At 70.4% G+C, this 23407-nt stretch carries 27 protein-coding genes; 7 read left to right on the top strand and 20 right to left on the bottom strand.

Annotated elements, in window-relative coordinates; translation table 11 throughout:
- Positions 1-174: 174 nt before the first annotated feature.
- The 3 genes from LRX76_RS13095 to LRX76_RS13085 all read left to right on the top strand — a co-directional run bounded on the left by LRX76_RS13095 (position 175) and on the right by LRX76_RS13085 (position 2568).
- On the top strand, positions 175-507 hold the full coding sequence (locus tag LRX76_RS13095; RefSeq protein ID WP_331716778.1) for a ComEA family DNA-binding protein: 333 nt from the start codon (positions 175-177) through the stop codon (positions 505-507).
- A gap of 480 nt (positions 508-987) precedes the next feature.
- Entirely contained in the window at positions 988-1581 is a 594-nt protein-coding gene (locus tag LRX76_RS13090; protein ID WP_231805915.1) for a HutD family protein, read from the top strand.
- 285 nt (positions 1582-1866) lie between these two features.
- The gene (locus LRX76_RS13085; RefSeq protein ID WP_231805914.1) at positions 1867-2568 is read left to right on the top strand and encodes an EF-hand domain-containing protein; all 702 of its coding nucleotides are present in this window, start codon (positions 1867-1869) and stop codon (positions 2566-2568) included.
- 454 nt (positions 2569-3022) lie between these two features.
- Here LRX76_RS13085 and LRX76_RS13080 read toward each other — a convergent pair whose 3' ends face one another.
- From LRX76_RS13080 to LRX76_RS13020, 13 genes are all read right to left on the bottom strand, one after another.
- The gene (locus LRX76_RS13080; protein WP_231805913.1) at positions 3023-4645 is read right to left on the bottom strand and encodes a sulfite reductase flavoprotein subunit alpha; all 1623 of its coding nucleotides are present in this window, start codon (positions 4643-4645) and stop codon (positions 3023-3025) included.
- Positions 4642-5613, bottom strand: coding sequence for an FAD:protein FMN transferase (locus tag LRX76_RS13075; RefSeq protein WP_231805912.1), 972 nt, complete (start codon positions 5611-5613; stop codon positions 4642-4644). Before LRX76_RS13075 ends, LRX76_RS13080 begins: the two co-directional genes overlap by 4 nt.
- A 113-nt stretch (positions 5614-5726) precedes the next feature.
- Entirely contained in the window at positions 5727-6590 is an 864-nt protein-coding gene (locus LRX76_RS13070) for a DUF4198 domain-containing protein (RefSeq protein WP_231805911.1), read from the bottom strand.
- A gap of 73 nt (positions 6591-6663) precedes the next feature.
- Positions 6664-7176: a DUF2271 domain-containing protein gene (locus LRX76_RS13065; protein WP_231805910.1), complete on the bottom strand. Its 513-nt coding sequence runs from the start codon at positions 7174-7176 to the stop codon at positions 6664-6666.
- 31 nt (positions 7177-7207) lie between these two features.
- The gene (locus LRX76_RS13060; RefSeq protein ID WP_231805909.1) at positions 7208-7852 is read right to left on the bottom strand and encodes a PepSY-associated TM helix domain-containing protein; all 645 of its coding nucleotides are present in this window, start codon (positions 7850-7852) and stop codon (positions 7208-7210) included.
- 442 nt (positions 7853-8294) lie between these two features.
- Complete coding sequence (locus tag LRX76_RS13055; RefSeq protein ID WP_231805908.1) at positions 8295-8627, bottom strand: non-heme iron oxygenase ferredoxin subunit; 333 nt, start codon at positions 8625-8627, stop codon at positions 8295-8297.
- A complete protein-coding gene (locus LRX76_RS13050; protein WP_231805907.1) occupies positions 8624-9160 on the bottom strand; it encodes a GNAT family N-acetyltransferase in 537 nt (178 codons plus the stop codon). The genes LRX76_RS13055 and LRX76_RS13050 overlap by 4 nt, the downstream gene beginning before the upstream one ends.
- Positions 9161-9207: 47 nt before the next feature.
- Positions 9208-10467, bottom strand: coding sequence for a cysteine desulfurase (locus tag LRX76_RS13045; protein WP_231805906.1), 1260 nt, complete (start codon positions 10465-10467; stop codon positions 9208-9210).
- On the bottom strand, positions 10464-11741 hold the full coding sequence (gene sufD, locus LRX76_RS13040; RefSeq protein WP_231805905.1) for a Fe-S cluster assembly protein SufD: 1278 nt from the start codon (positions 11739-11741) through the stop codon (positions 10464-10466). Before sufD ends, LRX76_RS13045 begins: the two co-directional genes overlap by 4 nt.
- A complete protein-coding gene (sufC, locus tag LRX76_RS13035; RefSeq protein WP_231806044.1) occupies positions 11741-12505 on the bottom strand; it encodes a Fe-S cluster assembly ATPase SufC in 765 nt (254 codons plus the stop codon). The genes sufD and sufC overlap by 1 nt, the downstream gene beginning before the upstream one ends.
- 35 nt (positions 12506-12540) lie before the next feature.
- Complete coding sequence (locus tag LRX76_RS13030) at positions 12541-12960, bottom strand: lysozyme inhibitor LprI family protein (RefSeq protein ID WP_231805904.1); 420 nt, start codon at positions 12958-12960, stop codon at positions 12541-12543.
- Positions 12957-14414 (bottom strand): Fe-S cluster assembly protein SufB, encoded by a 1458-nt coding sequence (sufB, locus tag LRX76_RS13025; protein WP_231805903.1) that lies wholly within the window; start codon positions 14412-14414, stop codon positions 12957-12959. The genes LRX76_RS13030 and sufB overlap by 4 nt, the downstream gene beginning before the upstream one ends.
- Positions 14415-14430: 16 nt before the next feature.
- Positions 14431-14892, bottom strand: coding sequence for an SUF system Fe-S cluster assembly regulator (locus tag LRX76_RS13020; protein WP_231805902.1), 462 nt, complete (start codon positions 14890-14892; stop codon positions 14431-14433).
- 171 nt (positions 14893-15063) lie between these two features.
- Here LRX76_RS13020 and LRX76_RS13015 point away from each other — a divergent pair, with 171 nt between their 5' ends.
- Both LRX76_RS13015 and LRX76_RS13010 read left to right on the top strand, forming a co-directional pair.
- The gene (locus LRX76_RS13015; protein WP_231805901.1) at positions 15064-15531 is read left to right on the top strand and encodes an SET domain-containing protein-lysine N-methyltransferase; all 468 of its coding nucleotides are present in this window, start codon (positions 15064-15066) and stop codon (positions 15529-15531) included.
- 81 nt (positions 15532-15612) lie between these two features.
- Positions 15613-16158 (top strand): type 1 glutamine amidotransferase domain-containing protein, encoded by a 546-nt coding sequence (locus tag LRX76_RS13010; protein ID WP_231805900.1) that lies wholly within the window; start codon positions 15613-15615, stop codon positions 16156-16158.
- Between the two features lie 60 nt (positions 16159-16218).
- Here the strand turns inward: LRX76_RS13010 and LRX76_RS13005 are convergent, their stop codons facing one another.
- From LRX76_RS13005 to LRX76_RS12990, 4 genes are all read right to left on the bottom strand, one after another.
- Positions 16219-16821: a DUF1439 domain-containing protein gene (locus LRX76_RS13005; protein WP_231805899.1), complete on the bottom strand. Its 603-nt coding sequence runs from the start codon at positions 16819-16821 to the stop codon at positions 16219-16221.
- Positions 16822-17126: 305 nt separating this feature from the next.
- A complete protein-coding gene (locus tag LRX76_RS13000) occupies positions 17127-17429 on the bottom strand; it encodes a DUF3861 family protein (RefSeq protein WP_231805898.1) in 303 nt (100 codons plus the stop codon).
- Between the two features lie 101 nt (positions 17430-17530).
- Positions 17531-18118, bottom strand: a complete 588-nt coding sequence (locus LRX76_RS12995) for a M23 family metallopeptidase (protein ID WP_231805897.1) — start codon at positions 18116-18118, stop codon at positions 17531-17533.
- A 143-nt stretch (positions 18119-18261) separates the two neighbouring features.
- Positions 18262-18657: an HU family DNA-binding protein gene (locus tag LRX76_RS12990; protein WP_231805896.1), complete on the bottom strand. Its 396-nt coding sequence runs from the start codon at positions 18655-18657 to the stop codon at positions 18262-18264.
- A gap of 262 nt (positions 18658-18919) precedes the next feature.
- Here LRX76_RS12990 and LRX76_RS12985 point away from each other — a divergent pair, with 262 nt between their 5' ends.
- Both LRX76_RS12985 and LRX76_RS12980 read left to right on the top strand, forming a co-directional pair.
- Entirely contained in the window at positions 18920-19354 is a 435-nt protein-coding gene (locus tag LRX76_RS12985; RefSeq protein ID WP_231805895.1) for an OsmC family protein, read from the top strand.
- Between the two features lie 59 nt (positions 19355-19413).
- A complete protein-coding gene (locus LRX76_RS12980; RefSeq protein WP_231805894.1) occupies positions 19414-21090 on the top strand; it encodes an amidohydrolase family protein in 1677 nt (558 codons plus the stop codon).
- Between the two features lie 65 nt (positions 21091-21155).
- Here LRX76_RS12980 and LRX76_RS12975 read toward each other — a convergent pair whose 3' ends face one another.
- From LRX76_RS12975 to LRX76_RS12965, 3 genes are all read right to left on the bottom strand, one after another.
- Positions 21156-21431: a hypothetical protein gene (locus LRX76_RS12975; protein ID WP_231805893.1), complete on the bottom strand. Its 276-nt coding sequence runs from the start codon at positions 21429-21431 to the stop codon at positions 21156-21158.
- Between the two features lie 78 nt (positions 21432-21509).
- Positions 21510-22385 carry a PhzF family phenazine biosynthesis protein gene (locus LRX76_RS12970; RefSeq protein ID WP_231805892.1) on the bottom strand — a complete coding sequence of 292 codons (876 nt, stop codon included), beginning with the start codon at positions 22383-22385 and terminating at the stop codon, positions 21510-21512.
- 60 nt (positions 22386-22445) lie between these two features.
- A complete protein-coding gene (locus LRX76_RS12965) occupies positions 22446-23291 on the bottom strand; it encodes a PhzF family phenazine biosynthesis protein (RefSeq protein ID WP_231805890.1) in 846 nt (281 codons plus the stop codon).
- Positions 23292-23407: the final 116 nt, after the last annotated feature.

The raw sequence follows: 23407 nt of genomic DNA, 5'->3' as shown, positions 1-23407 counted from the left end.
GACCAATTCTACGCCCGGGCACCCGGGGGGTAGGATTTTTCCTACAACGTTAAGCGTCATTCACTGGCTGTTTGGGCAGGCGGCGGGCGATAGGCTGCAGTCATGTGGCGCGGGACACTGATCCGGCCGGCGGGAAAGCCGGCGGATACATCCCAAGCCACAAGGAGTGTTGCCATGAAGTCTTTTGCCGTGACGTTGAAGTCGCTGGCACTGGCGCTGCTGCTGACCGGGACCGCCTTCGCCGCGGACAAGGTCAACATCAATACCGCCGATGCCGCGGAGCTGGACCGGGTGTTGCTGAACGTGGGGCCGGCCAAGGCCCAGGCGATCATCGATTACCGCACGGAGCACGGTCCTTTCAAGAGCGTCGAGGAACTGGCGCTGGTCAAGGGAATAGGGCTCAAGACCGCCGAACGGAATCGCGATCTGGTCGAGGTGGGCGCCAGGAAGGCTCCCGCCGCGAAGGCTGCCAAGGCGGCGGCCGCAAAGCCGGTGGAAAGACGGTAGCGGGACAGGAAGTCGCAATCGGTCCAGTGCAGGACGCACGACCGCAAACCTCAAGGCGCTGGACGCGCCGGGGAGGCAGGATGCCGACAAGGACGTGACCCATCGCCCGGTGAAGCACATTGACGTGCAGCCGGGCGATTCTTTTTTGCGGTGACCCATGGTCGTCGGCCCCGGACAGGGGGCTTGTTCCCCGCCCCCGGTCTTGCGCGATCTTCCTCCCGTTTGCGGACCGATGAGAGCGGCCACGGACGGGGAGGGGGCATGCCGGGATGTGTCCGTTGGCCCCGACCCACACGGGCGCTTCCGGATGAGTGGAAAAGCCTCCGAGGTATGGAAGGCTGCCGATGGTCGCGTGGGCAGGAAGTCCGCGCGACATCATGTCGCAGGGCGCGTGGCCGGTCGCCGCCGCCGATGCCGATGGGTACCGCCGTGCGTTCCCCATCGCACGTTCCATACCGGCGCACGCTCTAGAATGCGGCGATGTCCATGCCGCCCCTTCCCACCCGGGTGATCCCGTCCAGCGCCTACCGTCGCGAGCGCTGGCGCAACGGCAACGGATGGACCCGCGAGATCCTGCGCTTGCCGGCCGCGGACGATTGGCTGCTGAGGCTGTCGATCGCCGAGATCGAGCGCGATGCCGCGTTTTCCCCGTTTCCTGGCGTGGAGCGCGAACTGGTGCTGCTCCGGGGCAACGGCGTGCGCCTGCGCTTCGACGATGGCCAGTGCGAGGAACTGCGGCCGCCCTGCCAGCGGCTGCGCTTCGCCGGCGAGCGCGCCTTGGTGGGCGAACTGCTCGATGGCCCGACCGAGGACTTCAACGTGATGTGGCGGCGCGATGCCCTGCGCACCGAGGTGCTGCATCGCCCGCTGACGGGGGCGATGCACTTCTTCGTCGACCGCGGCAGCGCCTGGGTCATCCACCTGCTGGGCGGGCAGGCCGGATTCGGTGCCGACAGCGGCCTGCCGGCCATGCAGGCCGGCGATACCGCCTGGCTGTCGGCCGGCGAGCGGCGGCGTCATTCGCTAGAAGGTGGCGGTGAACTGCTCGCCATCCGGGTCGACGCCCTGGCGTAGGGTGCGCCGTCCGTTGCCGGACGGGCCGTGCCGGTGCCCAGCGACCCGGACGGGGCCGAAGGCCGCGGCCGAGCCGGCCATGGTCCTCTGGGGTACACCGCACATGCGTGGCTGCGTGGCCTGCTCGCCATCCGCATCGATACGACCTGGGACACGCGCTCCTGCGGCACCCGGGACGATCGTGTCGGCCATGACACACGCCGGCATGTCCTCGCCACGCGCTGCATGCACATTGCATGCGTCGGAAGCCGTTCCGACCATCGATACCAGAACAGGGGGCCTACCATGATCACCAGCATCGGCGCGGGCGTCGGGTACTACGGCGTCGCCAGCCGTACGTCCGCCGACAGCGCCATCCCGTCGTCCGGCAGCGACGACAATCCGCTGAAGCAGCTGTTCGCCTCGATCGACAGCGATAACGACGGCAGCCTGAGTTCCAGCGAACTGGGCTCGGCACTTGCCGCTGCGTCGACTTCGGATACCGGCCAGTCGCAGCAGATCGACGTGGAGAGCCTGCTCGGGCTGCTCGACCAGGATGGCGGCGGCACGGTCAGCGAGAGCGAGTTCGCCCAGGCCATGGCGCCGCCTCCGCCCCCGCCGCAGGACGGTGCCGCCGACGCCGAGACCCTGCTTTCCAGCCTGGACACCAATGGCGACGGCATCGTCAGCCTGGACGAGATTGCCGCGGCGAGCGGCAGCGATACTTCGCAGGTGGAGGATCTGTTCACCGCGCTGGACAGCGACAGCGATGGCGCCCTCGGTCTCGACGAACTGCAGGCGGGCCTGCAGGCCATGGCGCCGCCGCCGGACATGCAGCCAGGACAGGCGCCCGAGGCCGCATCGGCCGCCACCGGCACGGCGGCTACCAGCGACACCGGCAATGCCTACGCCCAGCTGTTGAGGATGGCGCTGGGCCAGTACGGCAGCATCGGCGGCCTGGCCTCGGCAGCGGCCGCGACGACCTCCTCGTTGAACGTGGCGGCCTGACGCGCGGCAGGAAGCCCGCCCGGTGGCTCTGCCCGCCGGGCGGCATTGCCAGGTCGGGGTTCGTCTGCATTGGCCGGGTGCGTGATCGCTGCTGCGGAATTCTTGATCCGGGCAAGGGCAACGGCCATCCCTCGGGATTGCCGGTGTCCCAGATGCGCTTCGCTTACCGGGCTACGTGGTGGCTGATGACGGCAGTGGCAGCCTGGGACCATCTGCCATCCGCGAGGCAGGGTGCCTAGGCAGGACTGCATCTGGCTCCGCGTCCCGGTCCTTCGCAGCGCGCCGGGCGCTCAGGCTTGTGCAGGCCAGCGGCTCGCATGCAACACGCCTCGGTCTCGATGAGAGAAGCAACTGCATGACACTGGTGCCAGCCAGGGGAGAGTCCTCGCAGCCGATACGCAAGGCGGCCTGGCACCGCCTCAACTAAGAAGGCTTTGAACAGGCCGGACGCGTGTCAGTACACGTCGCGCCGGTAGCGGCCCTGCAGCAGCAGGGCCTCCTTGCGTTCCGCTCCCAGGGCCTGCTCGATCACGCCGTCCACGCCCGGCGCCATGTGGCGCAGGCTGCCGCAGACGTAGATCGCCGCGCCCGCATCCACCCATTCGCGCAGCATCGGCATCGCATCGGCCAGGGCATCCTGCACGTAGCGGTAGCGCCCGCCGTCGCGCGAGAACACCGCGTCCAGCCGTTCCAGCCAGCCTTCGGCCTGCCAGTGGCGCAGGTCCTGGCCGTAGTGGTCGTCGCAGGCGGCCTGGCGCTCGCCGAACAGCAGCCAGTTGCGGCGTGCCCCGGCCTCGATGCGCGCGCGCAGCTGCGCGCGCAGGCCGGCGATGCCGGTGCCGTTGCCGATCAGGATCAGCGGCAGTTCCGCCGCCGGTGGATGGAAGGCGGGATTGCTGCGCAGGCGCATGGCGATCGGTCCGCCGACCGTGGCGTAGTCGCACAGCCAGCCGCTGCCGGTCCCGGGGCGGCCATCGGCGCCGAGCTGGCGCCGCAGCAGCAGCCGCACCTCGCCCTCGGCCGGCACCGAGGCGACCGAGTATTCGCGGTGCGGCAGCGGCTTGAGCGTGGCGGCCAGCGCCTGCACGTCCGCGCCCACCCCTTCCTGCGGCAGCTGCGAGCGCGACGCCAGTTCGCGCAGGTTGCGGGCGTTGCGGTGTCCTGCCACGGGCGCATCGCCGTCGAGGTGGTGGCTGCGCAGCCATTCCGCGACCACGGCCGGGTCGTGGCGCGGGCCGACCTCGGCGATGTCGCCGGCCTGCCATTGCGGGAGGGCGAAGCCGTCCGGGACCAGCGTCAGGTCGAATGCGGCGCCGCCGATGCTGCCGGGGTTGGTCTGGCGGCGTCGTTGCAGGCGCCAGTGCTGGTACTCGGGGCCGGCCCAGTCCGGGGTGACGACCGGGCTGCCGGCGATCTGCCCGAGCAGGTGCTGCCAGCGGCGCAGGGTGTCGGCATCGGCGTTGTCCACTTCCAGCCGGTCGCACAGCGGGTGCGCGCCCTGGTGGCGCAGCCATGCGTCCAGCTCGCGGCCGAACTGGCAGAAATCGCCGTACTTGCGGTCGCCCAGCGCCAGCACCGCATAGTGCAGCTGCGGCAGCGGCGTGGACTTGTCCATCACCTGGCGCAGGAACGGCAGCGCATGATCGGGCGGGTCGCCTTCGCCGGTGGTGCTGGCGACGAACAGGATGCGCCCGGCCGTGGCCAGGGTGGCCGCATCGAGCCGCTCCAGCGGCACCTGCCGGGCCGGCTGGCCACTGTCGCGCAGCAGGGCGACGCTGCGCGCCGCCAGGTCCTGCGCGAAGCCGCTCTGGCTGGCCCAGGCGACCAGCAGCTCGGGCTTGCCGGAGGCCGCCGCTGCCGCCGTGGTCCGGGGCTCGCGCGAGCGCCAGGCCACCAGCGCGCAGAAGCCGGCGTAGGCCAGCACCGCGGCCACCGCGATCCAGACCTGGCGACGCTGTGGCGCGGCGACCCACCAGCCGCTGTCGTGCAGGCCCAGCAGCCAGCCGGCGATGGCCAGTAGCAGCGCGCCCACGGCGAGGTTGCCCCAGGTGGCGCGCGGAATCCTGGAGGTGCTCATGCGCCGGCCTCCATGCGGGCCGCGAACGCACCGCTGAAGGTCTCGCGCAGGCCGTTGCCGTCGCGCACCAGGAAGCGCGCCGCCAATCCTTCGCGCTCGGCCAGTTCCAGGCCGGCCTGCGCACCCATCACCGTCAGCGCGGTGGCCCAGCCGTCGGCGTGCATGGCGTCCTCGGCGACCACCGTCACCGCGGCGGCGGCACTGACCACCGGCCTGCCCAGGCGCGCATCGAAGGTGTGCGAGTAGCGCTGGCCGCCGGCGTCGAAGCGGTGCCAGCGGTCGCCCGAGGTTGCGACCGCCATCCCGTCCAGCGCCAGCACGCGCGGCGGCAGGCCCGCGGCGTCGTCTTCCTCGGGCGCCGATTCCACCAGCACCTGCCACGGGGCGCCATCCGGCTTGCGGCCATAGCCGGCCAGCTCGCCGCCCACCTCGACCAGCGCCGCGTCGATGCCGGCCTGGCGCAGCCAGGCGGTCGCCAGGTCGACGCCGAAGCCCTTGGCGATGGCGGAGAGGTCCAGCTGCAGCCCGCCGGGCTGCAGGGCCTCGTGTCCGTCCGGACGCAGCTCCAGGCGCTGCCAGCCCACGCGCGCGGCCACGGCCGCGATCTCGGCCGCGGCGGGCACGCGCTGCGGATGCGCGCCGGCACCGAAGCCCCACAGCTCCACCATCGGTCCGACGGTAGGGTCGAAGGCGCCGCCGCTGCTGCGGGCAATGGCCTGCGCGGCCTGCAGGACGTTGAAGAACTCCGGCGGCAGCCGCTGCCAGCCGCCTGCGGCGCGGTTGTAGCGGCTGATGTCCGACTGCGGCTCCCAGGTGCTCATCTGCGCCACCACCGTGTCCAGCCGTGCCTGGATGCCGGCGTGCAGCGCATGCAGGTCGCGATTGCGGCCGGCCACCAGCTTTGCGCTCCAGGTCGTACCCATGGTCTGGCCGCCGAGCGTGGCGATGTCGAGGGGTGATGAGGTCACTGCGGGGAGATACCGGTGGAAGTGCTGACGGGGGCCATTATCGGCCCCGGGGTCCCACTGCAGGCAGAACCGCCGTCCCGGCTGCGCGCGCGGGAGCGGCGGAGGCCGTGCCGTTACTGCGGCAGCACTTCCAGGGTGGCGATATAGCTCAGGCGGCGCGACTTGGCCTGCTTGACGCTGGTCTTGTCGTCCTGGGTGCCGGACTGCAGCCAGTACATGCCGGCTTCCGGCCAGGTGACGGTGACGACGCCGTTGGCATCGGTGGTGGCCTTGATCTCGTCCTGGGCGTTGCGGTAGCGGGTGGCGCCGCGGACGACGTGGACCTCCAGGCCGGCCTGCGGCTTGCCGTCGACGGTCAGCTTGAACTCGGCCGGCTCGCCGGCGAACAGGTCGTTGGGATGGGTCACGGGCAGCAGTTCCAGGCCCTTGCCGGTGGGCCGGATCGGAGTGGGCGTGCCGTTGGTGACGAAGGTCTCGACGCGGGCCAGGGTCTCGTTGACCTCGACGTTCTTGGCGTCCTTGGGGATCTTGGTGGCCAGCTCTTCCACGCTGACGTTGCGCAGGAAACCGCCGTTCTGGCTGCCGGGACCTTGGCCCTGGGGCCCCTGGCCTTGGCCAGCGCCCGCGTTCCTGCCGCCGGGACGGTCGCCCCAGCGCGCGGACAGGCCGTTGTTGACGCTGGCGATGCGGTAGGTGCCCTGCTGGCTCAGGTGCAGGTCGAACACGCTGCGGGACTTCAGCGTGGAGGCGTTCTGCGCCTGCACCGGGCTGCCGTCCGGTGCGGTGATGGCCAGGGTGTCCAGGCGCAGCGGCACGAAGTCGGGGTAGTACAGGGCGTTGGACACCGCCGCGTCCACCGTCACCCAGACGTCCTCGCCGGCGACGACGGTGGAGGAGGGCAGCAGCCACTGCTTGTGCGCGAAGGCACTGGCGGGCAGGAAGGCGAGCAGCACGGCAAGGACGAGGGGACGCTTCATCGGGAATCTCCGGTTTCGGTTGTGTGGTGACGGCCGGCAAGGCGGCCGCTGCATGTACGCGACATGCGCGATGTCAGGGCGATACGGTCAGAGACACGGCACCCAGCTCGCTGCTGCCCTGGGCGCTGCCGGTTTCGGCGGCCTTGGCCGGCCAGGCGAAGGGGATCTTCAGCAGCTCGCGTCCGCCGACCTCGCGCACGGCCTCGACCACCAGCGTGTACTGGCCCGGTGCCAGGCCCTTGAGCTGCTGCCTGTCGGTGAAGCTGAGCGCGTGCTTGCCGGCCGGCCGGGTCGGGCCGGTGACGCCGTCGATCGGCACGCTCAGGGTGCGGCCGCTCTTGCGCCACCACTGGCGCAGGTCCGGCAGCCACTTGGTGCCGTGGCCTTCGGCGGTGTCCTTGGACTGGTACCACACGGCCAGGTTGGCGGCGACCTTCTGGTCGGCCCCCTCCACCCAGATCGCCACGTAGGGACGGTGATACTCGGCCACGTTGAGCTTGGGGATCTCGACGCTGACGTCGAGCGTGGCGGCATAGGCCGGCGTGGCCAGCAGGCCGCTCAGGGCGATGGTGAGGGTGGCACGCATGCAGGCAGTCCTCGCAAGGGTCGGGAAGGGGTCAATGGATGAGCAGCAGCGCGATCAGCAGCGGGATCATCAGGCCCAGCCCGACCAGCGGCCAGGTCATGCGCCGCTGCCGCGCGTGCAGCTGCAGCAGGAACAGGCCGGTGAAGCAGAACACCAGGCAGGCCACGGCGAAGACGTCGATGAACCAGCTCCAGGCCGGTCCGGTGTTGCGGCCCTTGTGCAGGTCGTTGAAGTAGGCGATCCAGCCGCGGCGGGTGCTTTCGTACTCCACCGCGCCGCTCTCGCGGTCGATGCTGAGCCAGGCATCGGCCCCGGGACCTGGCATCGACAGGTAGATCTCCTCGGCCGACCATTCGGCCGGGCGGCGGCCGATGGACACCGACAGTTCCTCGCTCAGCCAGCGCGCCACCCCGGCCGGCAGCGGCGCGTTGCCGTCCTCGCGATCGCCCAGCGCCTGCTGCATCGCCGGCGGCAGCTGCAGATGCCGGTTGGATACTTCCGGACTGGCCTCGATGCGCGAGGCATGGTTGAGGGTCAGGCCGGTGGCGGCGAACACCAGCATGCCGATCAGGCACACCGCCGAACTGATCCAGTGCCACTGGTGCAGCGTGCGCAGCCAGAAGCCACGGCGCTGCTGGGCAGCGGTTGCGTCGCGGTGGGAAGAGGAGGCGGGCACGTAGCGGATCGGGACGAATGATGGGCCAGTATAGGTGATCGATGAGAATAGATCTCATTGACGATGCGTCTGCTGTGAACGCCCGGCGCGTCGTCCGGTTGACACGCAGCTGGAATTTTCTGTCGCGGGCACGCAGCCGGGCTGCGATCGACGCCGCATGCCGCAGTGCCGGCGTGTCCGCAGGCGCGTATCGGATCGGCGTGCTCGCGGCTGCGGCGTCGTGCCTTGTCCGAATGCTGCATCCACGCGACTGCATCCGCCGACTGGCGGCCCGCTCGCGGCGCCGATGCCCTTTGGCCGGGCAGGCCGTCGGCGCGGGCATCGGTCGCCGGCTCCGCGCCGGTCCTTGGGCAACGCCACGCAGTTCCCGCAGCGGCGCACGTTCGAAATGTGGAGACCGCGGGCGCGCGAGCTTCCGTCGGGCGGCGGCCGATGCGAGGATTCAGTCGCGGTCGTCGCGCGTCCAGATCGCGCCGTCGGCCACCTTCACCGGGAACTTGGCGACCGCGCTATAGGCCGGCGGGCACAGCGGACGGCCGTCGCGGATGTCGAAGCGGGCGCCGTGCAGCACGCATTCGATCGAGCCCGCCCCGCTGTCGTAGATGCCCGGCGACAGCTCGAAATCCTCGTGGCTGCAGCGATCCTCCAGCGCGTAGAAATCGCCGTCGCGGTTGAACACCACGATCGGCGTGGCGTTCACCTCGTCCCACACCGTCTTCAGTTCGCCGGGCAGCAGCTCGGCGGTGCTGCACACGAAGGTCCAGTTCTCGCTCATGCCGGCACCGACAAGGCCTTCTCCAGCACCTCGAAACGGATGTCGCCGCGCAGCGGGATGCCGAAGCGCGGGTCGCCGTAGGGGAAGGGTTTCTTGACGCCGGTGCGGCGGTAGCCGCGGCGCTCGTAGAAGGCGATCAGCTCGTCGCGGATGTCGATCACCGTCATGCGCATGGACGGCAGGTTCCATTGCCCGGCGACGATGCGCTCGGCCTCGGCCATCATCGCCTTGCCGATGCCGCCGCCCTGCCGGCTGGGCGACACCGAGAACATGCCGAAGTAGCCGGCGCCGTCCTCCACGGTGACGTGGCAGCAGGCGAGCAGCTGCCCGCCCTGCTCGGCCAGCAGGACCTGGCTGCCAGGTCGTGCGATGTCCTGGCGCAGGACGTCCGGATCGATGCGTTCGCCATCGAGGAAGTCGGCCTCGGTGGTCCATCCGGCGCGGCTGGCATCGCCGCGGTAGGCCGAGGTGACCAGGGCGACGATGGCGGGGATGTCGCCTTCGCCGGCATTGCGGAAGGTGAGGTTCTGCATCGGCGCATTCTAGCGAAACGGCGGCGAAGAGGCCGCCGCCGTGCGGCTCAGGCGAGCAGCCTGCGCACCTTCTTCAGCGCGGCGACGAAGCCCTCGATCTCCTCGTGGGTGTTGTAGAACGCCAGCGAGGCGCGGCAGGTGGCGGCCACGCCGTAGAACTGCAGCAGCGGGTGCGCGCAGTGCTGGCCGGAGCGTACTGCCACGCCCTCCAGGTCGAGCAGCGTGGCCAGATCGTGGGCGTGCGCGCCCTCGACCAGGAACGACACCACCGCGGCCTTGTCCGGCGTGGTGCCGAAGATGCGCAGGCCGTCGATCCGGAGCAGTTCCTCGGTCAGGTGCGCCAGCAGCTCGGCCTCGTGCGCTTCCACGTGCTGCAGGCCCAGTGCGTCGAGGTAGTCCACCGCCGCGCCCAGGCCGACGAAGCCGGCGATGTTGGGGGTACCGGCCTCGAACTTGTGCGGCGGGTCGTTGAACACGGTGCCGTCGAAGCTGACCTCCTTGATCATCTCGCCGCCGCCGAGGAACGGCGGCATCGCCTGCAGGTGCTCGCGCCGTGCCCACAGCGCGCCGGTGCCGGTGGGACCGAACATCTTGTGGCCGGTGAGGGCGTAGAAGTCGCAGCCGATGGCGGCCACGTCGACGCGGCGGTGCGGCACCGCCTGCGAGCCGTCGACCACGGTGACGATGCCGCGCCTGCGCGCCTCGCGGCAGATCTCGCGCACCGGGTTGACGGTGCCCAGCACGTTGGACACGTGCGCCACCGCCAGCAGCTTGACTTCCGGGGTCATCGCCCGCCGCAGCGCGTCCAGGTCCAGCGCGCCCTCGGGGGTGATCTCGGCCACGCGGATGCTGGCGCCGGTGCGTTCGGCCACAAGCTGCCATGGCACGATGTTGGCGTGGTGCTCCATGCGCGAGACCAGGATGACGTCGCCGGCCTTCAGCCGCGGCAGCGCCCAGGAGTAGGCCACCAGGTTGATGGCGAAGGTGGTGCCGCTGCACAGCACGATCTCGTCCGCGCGCACGCCGAGGAAGCCTGCCAGCCTGGAGCGCGCGCCCTCGTAGGCATCGGTGGCCTCGGTGCCGAGCGCGTGCACGGCGCGGCTGACGTTTGCGTTGTAGCGGCGGTAGAACTCGTCCACCGCGGCGATCACCGGCAGCGGCTTCTGCGCGGTGTTGGCGTTGTCGAAATAGATCAGCGGCTTGCCGTTGACCTGGCGCAGCAGCAGCGGGAACTCGGCGCGGACCTGGTTCCAGTCCGGGGCAGCGGCATCGGCGGCGGCATCGACAGGGGAGGCGGACGTGTTCATGCCAGGCCCGCCGAATCCAGTGCCTGGTCCAGGTGGCCGGCCAGGACCGCGCCCAGCGGCGCCGGCAGCGCCTGCAGCGGCTCGTGGCAGAAGGCGGCGCTGAGCAGCCGCTGCGCCTGCTGCTGCGGCAGCCCGCGCGAGCGCAGGTAGAACAGCGCGTTGGCATCGAGCTGGCCGACGGTGGCGCCGTGCGCGGCCTGCACCTCGTCGGCATCGATCACCAGCACCGGCTGGGTATCGACCTCGGCATCGGCCGACAGCAGCAGGTTCTTGTTGGACAGGCTGGCATCGGTGCCGTCTGCGCCGGGGCGGATGTTGATGCCGCCGTGGAACACCACGTGGCTGCGGCCGGCGGCCACGCCGCGCCACTGCAGCGAGGCACTGGTGTCGCGGGCGATGTGGTCGATGCCCAGGCGGGTGTCGAGATGGCGGCGGCCGTTGCCCAGCAGAACGCCGTTGGCGGTCAGGCTGGCGTTGTCGCCTTCCAGCCGCACGTTGAGCTCGTGGCGCGACAGGCCGGCGCCCAGTTCCAGGTCGACGCGGCGGTAGTCGGCCTCGCGCGCGAGCACCGCATCGGTGCGCAGCAGCGAGGTGAAGCCGGCGGCATCGGACTGCACGCGCGCGTGCGCCAGCCGCGCTCCGCTGGCCAGGTGCACATGCGCCAGGGTGTTGCCCAGGTGGCGGTCGTCGCCGACGTGCAGATGATGCTCGACCAGCTGCAGCGAGGCGTCCTGGCGCAGCTCGATCAGGTGGCGGTGGTGCCAGGCCAGGTCCGGCGGTTGCGCTGCCTCCGCTGCGGCGGCGCTGGCGAACACCAGGTGCAGTGGCACCGCCACCTGCACGCCGGCATCCACGCGCAGCAGCACGCCTTCGTCGGCGAGTGCGGCATTGAGCCGGGCGAACACCTCGTCGCTGCGCTCGAAGCGGCGGCCGAGGAAGCGCAGGGCCTCGCCGCCGCCGGCCAGCGCGGTCGACAGCGGCTGCAGTTCCACGCCCGCGGGCAGGCCGGCAAGGTCGGACAGCGTGGCATCGTGGCGGCCGTTGACGAACACCAGCCGCGGCGCCGGGACGGCGGCCAGCAGCGCCGGATCGATCGTGGCCGGCGCGGCGGGGGCGATGGCGAAGCTGCGGCGCTCGAGTGCGCGCAGCGGCGTGTACTTCCAGGCCTCGCTGCGCGGGCCGGGCAGGCCGTCGCGCAGGGCGTCGTCGAGCACCGCGCGGCGCGCGGCGTCGCCGTGGAAGCCGGCGGCCAGGGAGTCGAGCAGGGCGGACATCAGGCAGCGGCCTCCGGCACGACGCGATCCTTCAGCCAGGCGTAGCCATGCGCTTCCAGCTCCAGCGCCAGCTCCGGGCCGCCGCTCTGCACGATGCGGCCCTCGGCCAGCACGTGCACCACGTCCGGTTTGATGTAGTCGAGCAGGCGCTGGTAGTGGGTGATGACCAGGAACGCGCGCTCGGGCGAGCGCAGCGCGTTGACGCCCCCGGCCACGGTCTTGAGCGCGTCGATGTCCAGGCCCGAGTCGGTCTCGTCCAGGATCGCCAGCTTCGGCTCCAGCACCGCCAGCTGGAAGATCTCGTTGCGCTTCTTCTCGCCGCCGGAGAAGCCCTCGTTGACGCCGCGATGCAGCAGTTCGTCGTTCAGGTGCAGCACCGCCAGCTTCTGCCGCACCAGCTTGAGGAACTGCATCGAGTCCAGTTCCGGCTCGCCGCGTGCGCGGCGCTGGGCGTTGAGCGCGCTGCGCAGGAAGTAGGTGTTGTTCACGCCCGGGATCTCCACCGGGTACTGGAACGCCAGGAACAGGCCGGCGGCGGCGCGCTCCTCCGGCTCCAGCTCCAGCAGCGGCTCGCCCTCGAACTCGACGCTGCCGGCGGTGACCTCGTAGCCGTCGCGGCCGGACAGCACGTTGCCCAGGGTGGACTTGCCGGCGCCGTTGGGGCCCATGATGGCGTGCACTTCGCCCGGCTTCACTTCGAGCGAGAGGCCCTTGAGGATTTCCTTGCCGGCGATGCTGGCGTGGAGGTTTTCGATCTTCAGCATGGTGGTCATCGTCTTGATTCGTATGGGGGCGCGGCTCAGCGGCCGTCGCGATCGAGCAAGCGTGCGCGCAGGTAGGCGGTACGCTCGCGGGTGAGTTCGGCCTTGGCCAGGGCGAAGCTCATCGGGTACATCGAGCCGTACTGGACGCGCGGGTCCTGGCCCTCGGCCAGCGGGAACTGCGCCGCCAGGTCGGCATCGCGCAGCTGCAGCCACAACCGCTGAGCCGTCCGCAGCCGCTCGCGCGCCAGCGCGTCGTCGCCGGCGCCGGCCAGCACGTCGCGCCAGACAGCGTTCAATTCGGCATCGGCGGCGGCCAGCTCGTCGGCCGCGCAGGCGTTGAGTTCTGCCTGCGAGCCGTCCTGGTTGCAGGTCGGCCGTGCGGCACCATCGCGCGTGGCGGCAAACGCCGGCATGCAGGCGATGAACAGCACGGTGGTCAGGAGCGGGCGGATCATCCGACCGAACCCTCCAGCGAGACCTCCAGCAGCTTCTTGGCCTCGACCGCGAACTCCATCGGCAGTTCGCGGAACACCTGCTTGCAGAAACCGTCGACGATCATCGACACCGCGTTTTCCTGGTCGATGCCGCGGGCACGGCAGTAGAACAGCTGGTCGTCGCTGATCTTCGAGGTGGTGGCCTCGTGCTCGACGGTGGCGCCCGGGTTCTTCACCTCGATGTAGGGGAAGGTGTGGGCGCCGCACTGCTTGCCGATCAGCAGCGAGTCGCACTGGGTGTAGTTGCGCGCGCCGTCGGCGCCACGGTCCACCTTGACCAGGCCGCGGTAGGTGTTCTGGCCGCGGCCGGCGCTGATGCCCTTGCTGACGATCTTGCTCTTGGTGCGCTTGCCGACGTGGATCATCTTGGTGCCGGTGTCGGCCTGCTGGCGGTGGTGGGTGAGCGCCACCGAGTGGAACTCGCCGACCGAGTCGTCGCCCAGCAGCACGCAGGACGGGTACTTCCAGGTGATCGCCGAGCCGGTCTCGACCTGGGTCCAGGTGACCTTGCTGCGCGCGCCGCGGCACTCGGCACGCTTGGTGACGAAGTTGTAGATGCCGCCGCGGCCTTCCTCGTCGCCGGGGTACCAGTTCTGCACGGTCGAGTACTTGATCTCCGCATCCTCCAGCGCCACCAGCTCGACCACCGCCGCGTGCAGCTGGTTCTCGTCGCGCATCGGCGCGGTGCAGCCTTCCAGGTAGGACACGTAGGCCTTGTCCTCGCAGATGATCAGGGTGCGCTCGAACTGGCCGGTATGGCCGGCATTGATGCGGAAGTAGGTGCTCAGCTCCATCGGACAGCGCACCCCTTTGGGGATGAACACGAAGCTGCCGTCGGAGAACACCGCCGAGTTGAGCGCGGCGAAGTAGTTGTCGCCGGTGGGCACCACGCTGCCCAGGTACTGCCGGACCAGCTCGGGGTGCTCCTTGATGGCCTCGCTCATCGAGCAGAAGATCACGCCCTTCTCGGCCAGTTCCTTGCGGAAGGTGGTGCCGACGCTGACCGAGTCGAACACCGCGTCGACCGCCACGCCGGCCAGCCGGGCGCGCTCGTGCAGCGGCACGCCGAGCTTGTCGTAGGTGTCGATCAGCTCCTGCGGCACCTCGTCCAGAGACTTGTACTTCGGGCCCTTGGGCGCGGAGTAGTAGCTCAGCGCCTGGAAGTCGATCGGCGCGATCTTCAGCTTGGCCCAGTGCGGCATCGGCATCTTCAGCCAGTGCCGGTACGCCTCCAGGCGCCATTCGGTCATCCATTGCGGCTCGTCCTTCTTGGTCGAGAGCGCGCGGACGATGTCCTCGCTCAGGCCGGGCGGGAGCGAATCGGATTCGATGTCGGTGACGAAGCCGGCGTCGTAGCGACGCCCCAGGCGTTCGAGGATTTCGGCATTCTGCGGGGGAGCGAGTTCGGTGGCCATCGGGCTGCCTACGGTGTCAGGTGATCGCGACGCGGACGGCGATCGGGCGTCGCCGGCCATCGCCGGATGGGGGCGGGAGGGGATGCAGCATCTGCGCCAGGGTCACCGCGCGCAGCGCGTCGGCGACCACGTCGTTGATCAGCCGCCAGTTCGAGCGCACGCCGCATTGGTGGGCGATGCCGCACTGGCTGTGGTCGTGGCTGCATTCGGTGATCGCCAGTGGTCCTTCCATGGCCTCGACGACCTCGACCAGGGTGATCTGCGCGGCCTCGCGCGCCAGCCGGTAGCCGCCGCGCACGCCGCGCAGGCCCTCGACCAGGCCGGCCTGGGCCAGCGGCTTGAGCAGCTTGGCCACGGTGGGCGGCTCCAGGCCGGACTGCTCGGCCAGTTCGCTGGCGCTGAGCACCTCGCCGGGGCGGCTGGCCAGGACGGTCAGCACCACGGTGGCGTAATCGGTCAGTTTGGTGACGCGCAGCATGGTCGGATGAGAGCGGTTTTCAATGCGGACCAAAATTGTACCCTTTTGCGGCGTGCAGGCCAATCCGCATCTCCTGTGCGATTCATCGACGTCGTCGATCGTGCCGGCGGGGCTTGGGTTCGCGCGGCGTTCTGCGCCAGAATCACCGGTTTGACTCCCCCGGATTCCTTCATGGCCCGCAAGATCGCAGCCCGCAAGTCCCGCATCCATGGCAATGGCGTGTTCGCCGTGCAGCCGCTGAAGAAGGGCGAGCGCATCATCGAGTACAAGGGGCTCATCCGCACCCACGAGGAAGTCGACGCCGACGACAGCGGCGACGTGGAGAGTGGCCACACCTTCCTGTTCACGCTGAGCGAGGACTACGTCATCGACGCCAACCACGGCGGCAACGACGCGCGCTGGATCAACCACAGCTGCGCGCCCAACTGCGAGGCGGTGATCGAGGAGGCCGAGGGCGACGACCGCCGCAAGGACCGCATCTTCATCGAGGCGATCCGCAACATCCGCCCGGGCGAGGAACTGACCTACAACTACGGCATCACCCTGGCCGAGCGCCACACGCCGCGGCTGAAGAAGATCTGGGCCTGCCGCTGCGGCTCGAAGAAATGCACCGGGACCATGCTGCAGCCCAAGCGCTGACGCCGCGGCAACGAACGGTTCACGGCAGCGCCACGACGGCGCTTCTAGCGTGGAAAGACACTTTCATGCAGGAGATCCGCCATGAGCCATGCACTGTCCGGCAAGCACGTCGCCATTCTCGCCACCGACGGCTTCGAGCAGTCCGAGCTGACCGAGCCCAAGCGCCTGCTCGAGTCCTGGGGCGCGACGGTCGACGTGGTCTCGCCGAAGAAGCAGGGCGAGGGCATCCGCGGCTGGAAGCACACCGACTGGGGCGACACGGTGGCGGTGGACGTCGCACTGGCCGACGCCGATCCGGCCGGCTACGACGCGCTGGTGCTGCCGGGCGGGGTCATCAATCCCGACGCGCTGCGCATCGATGCCAAGGCGGTGGACTTCATCAAGGCCTTTGCCGCGGCCGGCAAGCCGGTGGCCGCCATCTGCCACGGCCCCTGGCTGCTGGTCGAGAGCGGGCTGGCCAAGGGCCGGCAGGTGACCTCGTGGCCTTCGCTCAAGACCGACCTGGTCAACGCCGGCGCGCAGTGGAAGGATGCCGAGGTGGTGGTGGACGGCAAGCTCGTCACCAGCCGCAAGCCGGACGACATTCCCGCCTTCGCCGACGCGGTGGCCAGGGCGCTGCAGGCCTGATCCGGGTCGCCGAACCGATCGCCCGCGTCCGGCGACGCGACATGCCGCGCCGGGCTGGCTTCAACCGCCCTTGAGCAGTCCCGGCGGGATCAGTGCTTCCACGTCCTGGTTGAAGTGCACGACCAGTTGCCCGTTCTCCACCGCCGCCGACTGCACCTGCAGCGTGCCCATCATCGCGGCGATGGCCGGATCGATGCGGTAGACCGGCTCCTTGCGCGCGTAATCGGTCAGCCACAGGTTGAGCAGCTCGCGCGTCTTCGAGTCCAGGCGCCCGCCCGCGGCGGCCGGGGTGAAACCGTCCACGGTGGGCTGGTCGAGGAAGAAGCCCTGCTTCTGCGTGTCGTAGCGCAGGGCACTGCTCAACTGCACGTTGCCGACCGCCACCGGCGCCGAGCCGGCGCTGGCCATGGCCAGGTCGAAACGCATCTGCAGGCGGTTGCCCGGCGGCAGCGCGAGCCGGGGATCGCTGACGGTCAGTGCGAGCAGGCCGCCGAGCGTGTCGTGGGTCTGCGGAAAGCTGCCGGCAAGGTAGTGCTGCACGTCCTCGGCAGCGACGCTGATGCGGTTGCCCTGCACGGCGGGGGCTGCGGCCACATTGCCGATGCCGGCCGCCAGCAGCAGCGAAAGCACGATGGCGCGCGCGGGGATGCGGAGGGGGTTCATGGACGGTGGTCGCTGTGGGATCGAATGCCACTGTAGCCGGCGCCGGTGAACCGGGAGTTAGCCGTCGGCGCATCGAACGCGCTCGCCAGCAGTAGCGACTGCGTAGGAGCGACTTCAGTCGCGATAGGGCTTTACCGGTGGAGCCTCTCGCGGCTGAAGTCGCTCCTACGGCAGGTCCGGCTGTCCGGGCGGCGGTGCCCGATGGCAGGTCGGCGGTTGGAGGGCACAGCCGCAACCGGGCAAGCGGAGCGCCCCCGGGACATCGTCCAGCCGGATGCGCTCCGCTTGCCCTGGCTGTGCAGGAATCAGCTGGCCGAAGGCAGCGACTGGATGCGTTCGATCAGCGCATCCAGCTGCGGCTGCAGGCTCTGCAGTTCGCTGGCCGTCGCGCCGCGATGGCGCAGGGACTTGAGCAGCTGCAGTCCGATGGTCAGTGCGGCGCGGTCGTCGCCGGCAAGCCCGCGCTGGCGGTGGCTGGCTTCGAGCAGGCGCATCCAGTCCTGGTCGCAGGTGCGTTCGAACTCGATGGTGCAGCGGCCGCTGCAGGGCAGCCCGTTGCTCTCGATGGGGCTTGCGGTGATGCGATAGCGTTGTTTCGAACAGGCCATGGTGGGGATGAAACGGGAAATCCGGTGCCGCCACCATAGGCATGCGCACGCGTGACCGCGATAGCCGGGGCTGCGACGCTATGTTCCAGTGCGCCGCCGGTTCAGCGTGAATTGCGCAGCAGCGGCAGCGGATCGTAGGCGCCCTGGCTGCCGTAGATGCCGTAGTGCAGGTGCGGCGGCGTGCCCTTGGCGTTGCCGGTATCGCCGACGCTGCCGAGCCGGTCGCCGGGGTTCACCACCTGGCCCACGCGCAGCTCCGGTGCCCAGTCGTCCAGGTGCGCGTAGTAGTGGCGCTCCAGCGCCGGACCCAGCACCCACACCTGGCGGCCGCCCAGGCCGCCTTCGCGGATGCTGCTGACAATTCCGGACGTGGCCGCGACCACGGCGGTCCCGCGCGGGGCGAAGATGTCCACGCCGGCGTGCTGGCGATCGCTGCCGCGCGGGGCGCCGAAGGTATCGGCGACGCGCCCGGCCTGCACGCCCTGCACCGGCATCGCCAGCGCTGCCGGCGGCGGCGAGCGCCACAGCGTCCACATCATGCGTGGCCTGTCCAGCCAGGGCTGCTTCCATGCCCAGGCAGCGGCCACCGCGAGCACCGCTAGCACAAGCAGCCTCACCAGCGCCTGGCGCAGGCGCCGGGCCAGCGAGGGCGTGGCGGGAGAATCCGACGGGCCGTTGGGCTGCGTCATCGTCTGGCTGTCACCGGGGGAGGAACCAAGCCCCTGTATAGCCGGACGCGGCTGAGCGCTGCGTCAACTCATCGTGCCCATACGCAACGAGACGGCGCTGGGCCGTCTCGCTGTGCAATCGAACCGCTGTGACCGCAATGCGATCAGGCGGCGGAATCCTTGAGCTTCTTGAGCGGGCGAACCTTGAGCTTGGTGGTCGCCGGCTTGGCGGCGAACCACTGCTCTTCCTTGGTGAAGGGGTTGATGCCCTTGCGCTTGGGCTTGGCCGGCACGCTGACCGTGGAGATCTTCAGCAGGCCGGGCAGGGTGAAGGAGCCGGCGCCCTTCTTGTTGACCGAGGCATGCACTGCGCTTTCCAGGGCGGCCAGCACGGCACGCACGTCCTTGGCCGCCAGTTCGGTGGCCTCGGCGATGTGCGCGACCAGACCCGACTTGCTCAGGGCTTCCTTGATCGGCTTCGGAGCGGCCGGTTTTGCGGCCTTGGTTGCAACTTTCTTTGCTGCCTTCTTGGGGGCAGCCTTGGTAGCGGTCTTTGCCATGATTTCCTGATTCCGTGAACGGTTGGTGTTTGGTCGCGCCGACCACCGTCGGCAAGGCGAAATGTAGGCCATGTGCGGGGTCGCGCCAATAGGAAATTGCGCAAATACCCATAAAAAATCGCATTGGTTCATTGCCGCCCGGCTATTTGTCCGCCTCCCGGCGTCGGCGCGGCCGCCGGTTTCCCGGCCGGCTGTTGCCACACGGGCGTAACGCGGCAGGCCCTAGGCTGGCACATTCGTCCAACCAAGCAAGGAGTTTCACATGGGTATTTCCCGTCATGCCAGCGCCCATTGGGAAGGTGACCTCAAGAGCGGGCAGGGCCAGCTCGACACTCCGCAGAGCGGCGTACTGGACAAGGTGCCCTATGCCTTCAACACCCGTTTCGGCGAAAAGAAGGGCACCAATCCCGAGGAACTGATCGCCGCCGCGCATGCGGGCTGCTTCACCATGGCGTTGTCGGCCAAGCTCAGCGAGGCCGGTTTCCCGCCGGCGGCGCTGGACACCCGCGCCGACGTGGACCTGTCGGTGGAGGGCGGCCCGCAGCTTTCGCAGATCCGCCTGAAGGTGACGGCCAAGGTGCCGGGCATCGATGCCGAGCGCTTCCGCGCGATCGCCGAGGACGCCAAGCAGAACTGCCCGGTGTCCAAGGCGTTGAGCGCGGTGCCGATCAGCCTGGACGCCGAACTGGCCGGCTGATCGTCGTCGATGCCGCGTGGCGGTAGCATGGCCGGCATTCAACGCCGGGGATGCCATCGATGCCGCCACGCCTGATCGTCTTGGCCTGCGCCTGCCTGCTGCCATTCGCTGCCGCGGCGGCGCAGGTTAGCCTGCTGACCGCCGCCTCCATCCGCACTTCCGATCCGCAGCGGCCCACCGCCACCGCGCTGGCCTGGGACGACCAGGGACGCATCCTGGCGGTGGGCGATGCCAGGCAGCTGTCCCGGCGCTATCCGCAGGCGCGGCGCGTGGAGGCGGGCCAGGCCACCGTGGTGCCCGGGCTGATCGATGCCCACGGCCACGTGATGTACCTGGGCTACGCATTGATGCGGGCCGACCTGACCCGTGCGCGCAGCAAGGACGAGGTCCTGGCGCGGCTGCGCGAATACGCGACCACGCTGCCGGCCAACGCCTGGGTGCTGGGCGGCGGCTGGGACCAGAACGACTGGCCGGGCGGCGAATTCCCCTCGGCGGCCGACCTGGATGCCGCATTCCCCGCGCGGCCGGTGTGGCTGGAGCGCGTCGACGGCCATGCCGGCTGGGCGAACTCGGCGGCCTTGCGACTGGTGGCGCAGGCCTCGTCCAGGCCGCTTGCCGGCGACTGGCAGCCCGAGGGCGGGCGGATCGTCCGCGACGGTGATGCGCCCACCGGAGTGTTCATCGATGGCGCGATGAAACTGGTCGAGGCCGTGCTGCCGGTGCCGGACGACGCCTATCGCGAACAGGCCCTGCAGCGCGCGCTGGCGGCGATGGCGCGCGACGGACTGACCGGCGTGCACGACATGGGGACCTCGCGCGAGGACCTGGCGCTGATGCGCCGCTTCGCCGACAGCGGTCGCCTGAGCGCACGCATCGACGCCTACGCCGACGGCGACCGGGACGCGCTGGCCGACCTGTGCCGCGACGGCGGCTATCAGCATCCGGGCGGGCGGCTGAAGATGCAGGGCGTCAAGCTGTTCATGGACGGCGCGCTCGGCAGCCGCGGCGCGGCGTTGCTCGAGGACTACAGCGACGACCACGGCAACCGCGGCCTGCTGGTCACCGAGCCGGTGCGCTATGGCGAACTGGTGGCGCAGGCGCAGTCATGCGGCCTGCAGGTGGCCACCCACGCGATCGGCGACCGCGGCAACCGCATCGTGCTCGACACCTACCAGCGCGTGCTCGGCGACCGCGCCGGCAGCGACCATCGCTGGCGCATCGAGCATGCGCAGATCGTCGCGCCGGCCGACATCCCGCGATTCGCGCCGCTGGGCATCATCGCCTCGATGCAGCCCACCCATGCCACTTCCGACATGCCGTGGGCCGAGCAGCGCCTGGGCCGTGAGCGGCTTGCCGGTGCCTATGCGTGGCGACGCTTCATCGACAGCGGCGCGCGCCTGGCGCTGGGATCGGATTTCCCGGTCGAATCGCCGGATCCGCGTCTGGGCCTGCATGCCGCGGTCACCCGCCAGGATCGCGACGACCAGCCGCCCGGCGGCTGGCTGCCGGACCAGCGCCTGACCGCGGCCGAGGCGCTGCGCGGCTTCACCGCCGATGCCGCCTTCGCCGGCCGCGACGAGACCCGCGTGGGCCGGCTGGCGCCCGGCCTGCGCGCCGACTTCGTGATCCTCGATCGCGATCCGCTGGCGGTCGAGCCGTCGCAGCTGGACGAGCTGAAGGTGCTGTCCACCTGGGTCGACGGGAAGGCGGTATACGACGGCGCGGCGAGCGACTGAAGGGCACCGGCTCGGGAGCGCCCGGCCCCAGCCTGCGGCAGGCGTGGAAGCGCAAGGCGTCCGGCCTACCGCGCCGCGGGCTTGCCGCAGTAGGCCTCGAACGCCTCGCGCGTATTTGCGAAGCCCTGCCGGCTGGCCAGCTCCCACGGCCGTTCGCACGTGCCGGTGCCTTCGCACCAGGCATAGCCGGCCGAACCGATGCAGCCATGGGCATCCCGGTCCGCGCCGGGAGGTTGTGTCCCGTGGGTCGCGGCGGACGTGGCCGGCGGCGCCGAGGCGGCGCATGCCGCCAGCCCGGCGGTCAGGAAAAAGGCCGAAGCCAGTGCATGCCAGCGATTCATGGGGCCTCCGCGGCCATGGAAGATGGCGCGACGATAGCCGGAGCCGCGGCAAGGCGCCGTGGAAATCCCGCGCCGGGGCTACCAGTCGATGCTGCCGCGGATCACCGTCTGCACCTGGCCGCCGGACCACACCTCGCCGTGGTCGTCGATCGCCAGGTCCAGCTGCGCGTCGAAGCCGACCTCGCGGCCCTGGCTGACGCGGTAGCGCCGGTCGCGGCCGGGCAGCGCCTGGCGGGCATCCAGCCAGGCCGCCAGCACTGCATTGGCCGCGCCCGAGGCGGCATCCTCGAAGCGGCGGCCGTTGCCGACGAATGCGCGTACCGCCAGTTCGTAGGGCTGCCCCGGGCTGCGCGCATGGGCGAACACGCCCATGCTGCCGGTGGCTTCGGCCAGCGCGGCGATGGCGTCCCAGTCCGGCGCCAGGCCACGCAGTGCCGCCTCGTCGGCCAGTTCCACCAGCCACCAGCGGCGTCCTCCGTCCATCAGTGCCGGCGGCAGCACACCCAGCCGCCAGCCGGCGAGGGCAGCGGCCAGCCGCGCATCGTCCGCGCGGGCGACCTCGGCCACCGCCGCGCGCGGGGTGCGGATGGCGATGCTGCGCCGGCCGTCGCGCTCATCCACGCGCAACGGCAACCTGCCGGCGATGCCGTCCTGCACCAGCAGGCCGTCGCGCGGCGTGGCCAGGCCCGCCTCGAGCACGGCGTGGGCGGTGCCGACGCTGGGATGGCCGGCGAACGGGACTTCCTTCTGCGGACTGAACATGCGGATGCGATAGTCCGCCGCGGCATCGGCGGCCGGGAACACGAAGGTGGTCTCCGGCAGCCGCGTCCAGCGCGCGATGGCCTGCATCGCCGCATCGTCCAGGCCCTGGGCGTCGAGCACCACCGCCAGCGGATTGCCGGCGCCGGGGCGGGGCGAGAACACATCCAGTTGCAGGAAACGGCGTGAGGGCATGGCGCTGACCGGATCGGGGGAGCCATGCAGCTTATCGGCCGCCGCTCCCGGCGTCAGCGGCTACCAGCGCAGGCGGCCCTCGATCACCGGTTGGACCAGCCCGCCTATCCATACCGCCTCGTCGCTGTCGACGTGGATCTCGACCCGTCCGTCGCGGCCGCGTTCACGGCCCTGACTGGCGATGTAGCGTCCGTCGCGGCCGGGCAGGCGACGCTGCGCCTGCAGCAATGCGGCCACCAGTGCGTTGGCGCTGCCAGTGACCGCATCCTCGGCCACGCCGGCTGCGGGCGCGAACGCTCGCAGCACCAGTTGGTAGCCGTCGCCGTCGGCCAGCGCGAATGCGGCCAGCTTGCCGCTGCGCGGCAGCTCGGCGATGGCGGCGATGTCCGGCTGCAGTGCGCGCAGCGCGGCCTCGTCGGCGACCTCCAGCAGCCACCATTCCGGGCCGTTGCTCCACAGCGACGGCTCGCCCGCGGCGATGGCGGCCAGTGCTGGCGGCAGCGTCGGCGGCGCGGCGATCAGCAGCTGCGCCTTGGGGCTGCGCACGGCGACCACGCGCTGGCCCGCCGCGCTGCCCACGTGCACCGGCAGCAGCCCGGCGGCGCATTGCTGGGTCAGCTTGCCGGCGGTGGCCAGGCCGGTCTCGATGGCCGCCCAGCCGGCGCCGACGCTGGGATGGCCGGCGAACGGCAGCTCCATGCGCGGGGTGAAGATGCGGATGCGGTAGTCCGCGCCGGGCTCGTCCGGCGGCAGGAAGAACACCGTCTCGGACAGGCCCAGCCAGGCCGCCAGCGCCTGCATCGCGGCGGCGTCCAGGTCCTCGGCGTCGAGCACCAGCGCCAGCGGATTGCCCGCTCCGGGGCGGGCGGCGAACACGTCCACTTGCAGGTAACGGCGCTGGCGCATGGTTGCAGGGGAAAACAGGGCCACGGAAGCAGGCAAGGTTGGCATAGAATCACAGGTTCCGCCCGGCATGCCGGGCGTTCTTCTGCATCCTTCTCCCTCGACTTCCCCCGAATCAA

This window comes from Stenotrophomonas sp. MMGLT7, assembly GCF_021168555.1.
Lineage (GTDB): Bacteria > Pseudomonadota > Gammaproteobacteria > Xanthomonadales > Xanthomonadaceae > MMGLT7.
This window is presented reverse-complemented; position numbering and strand designations above follow the sequence as displayed.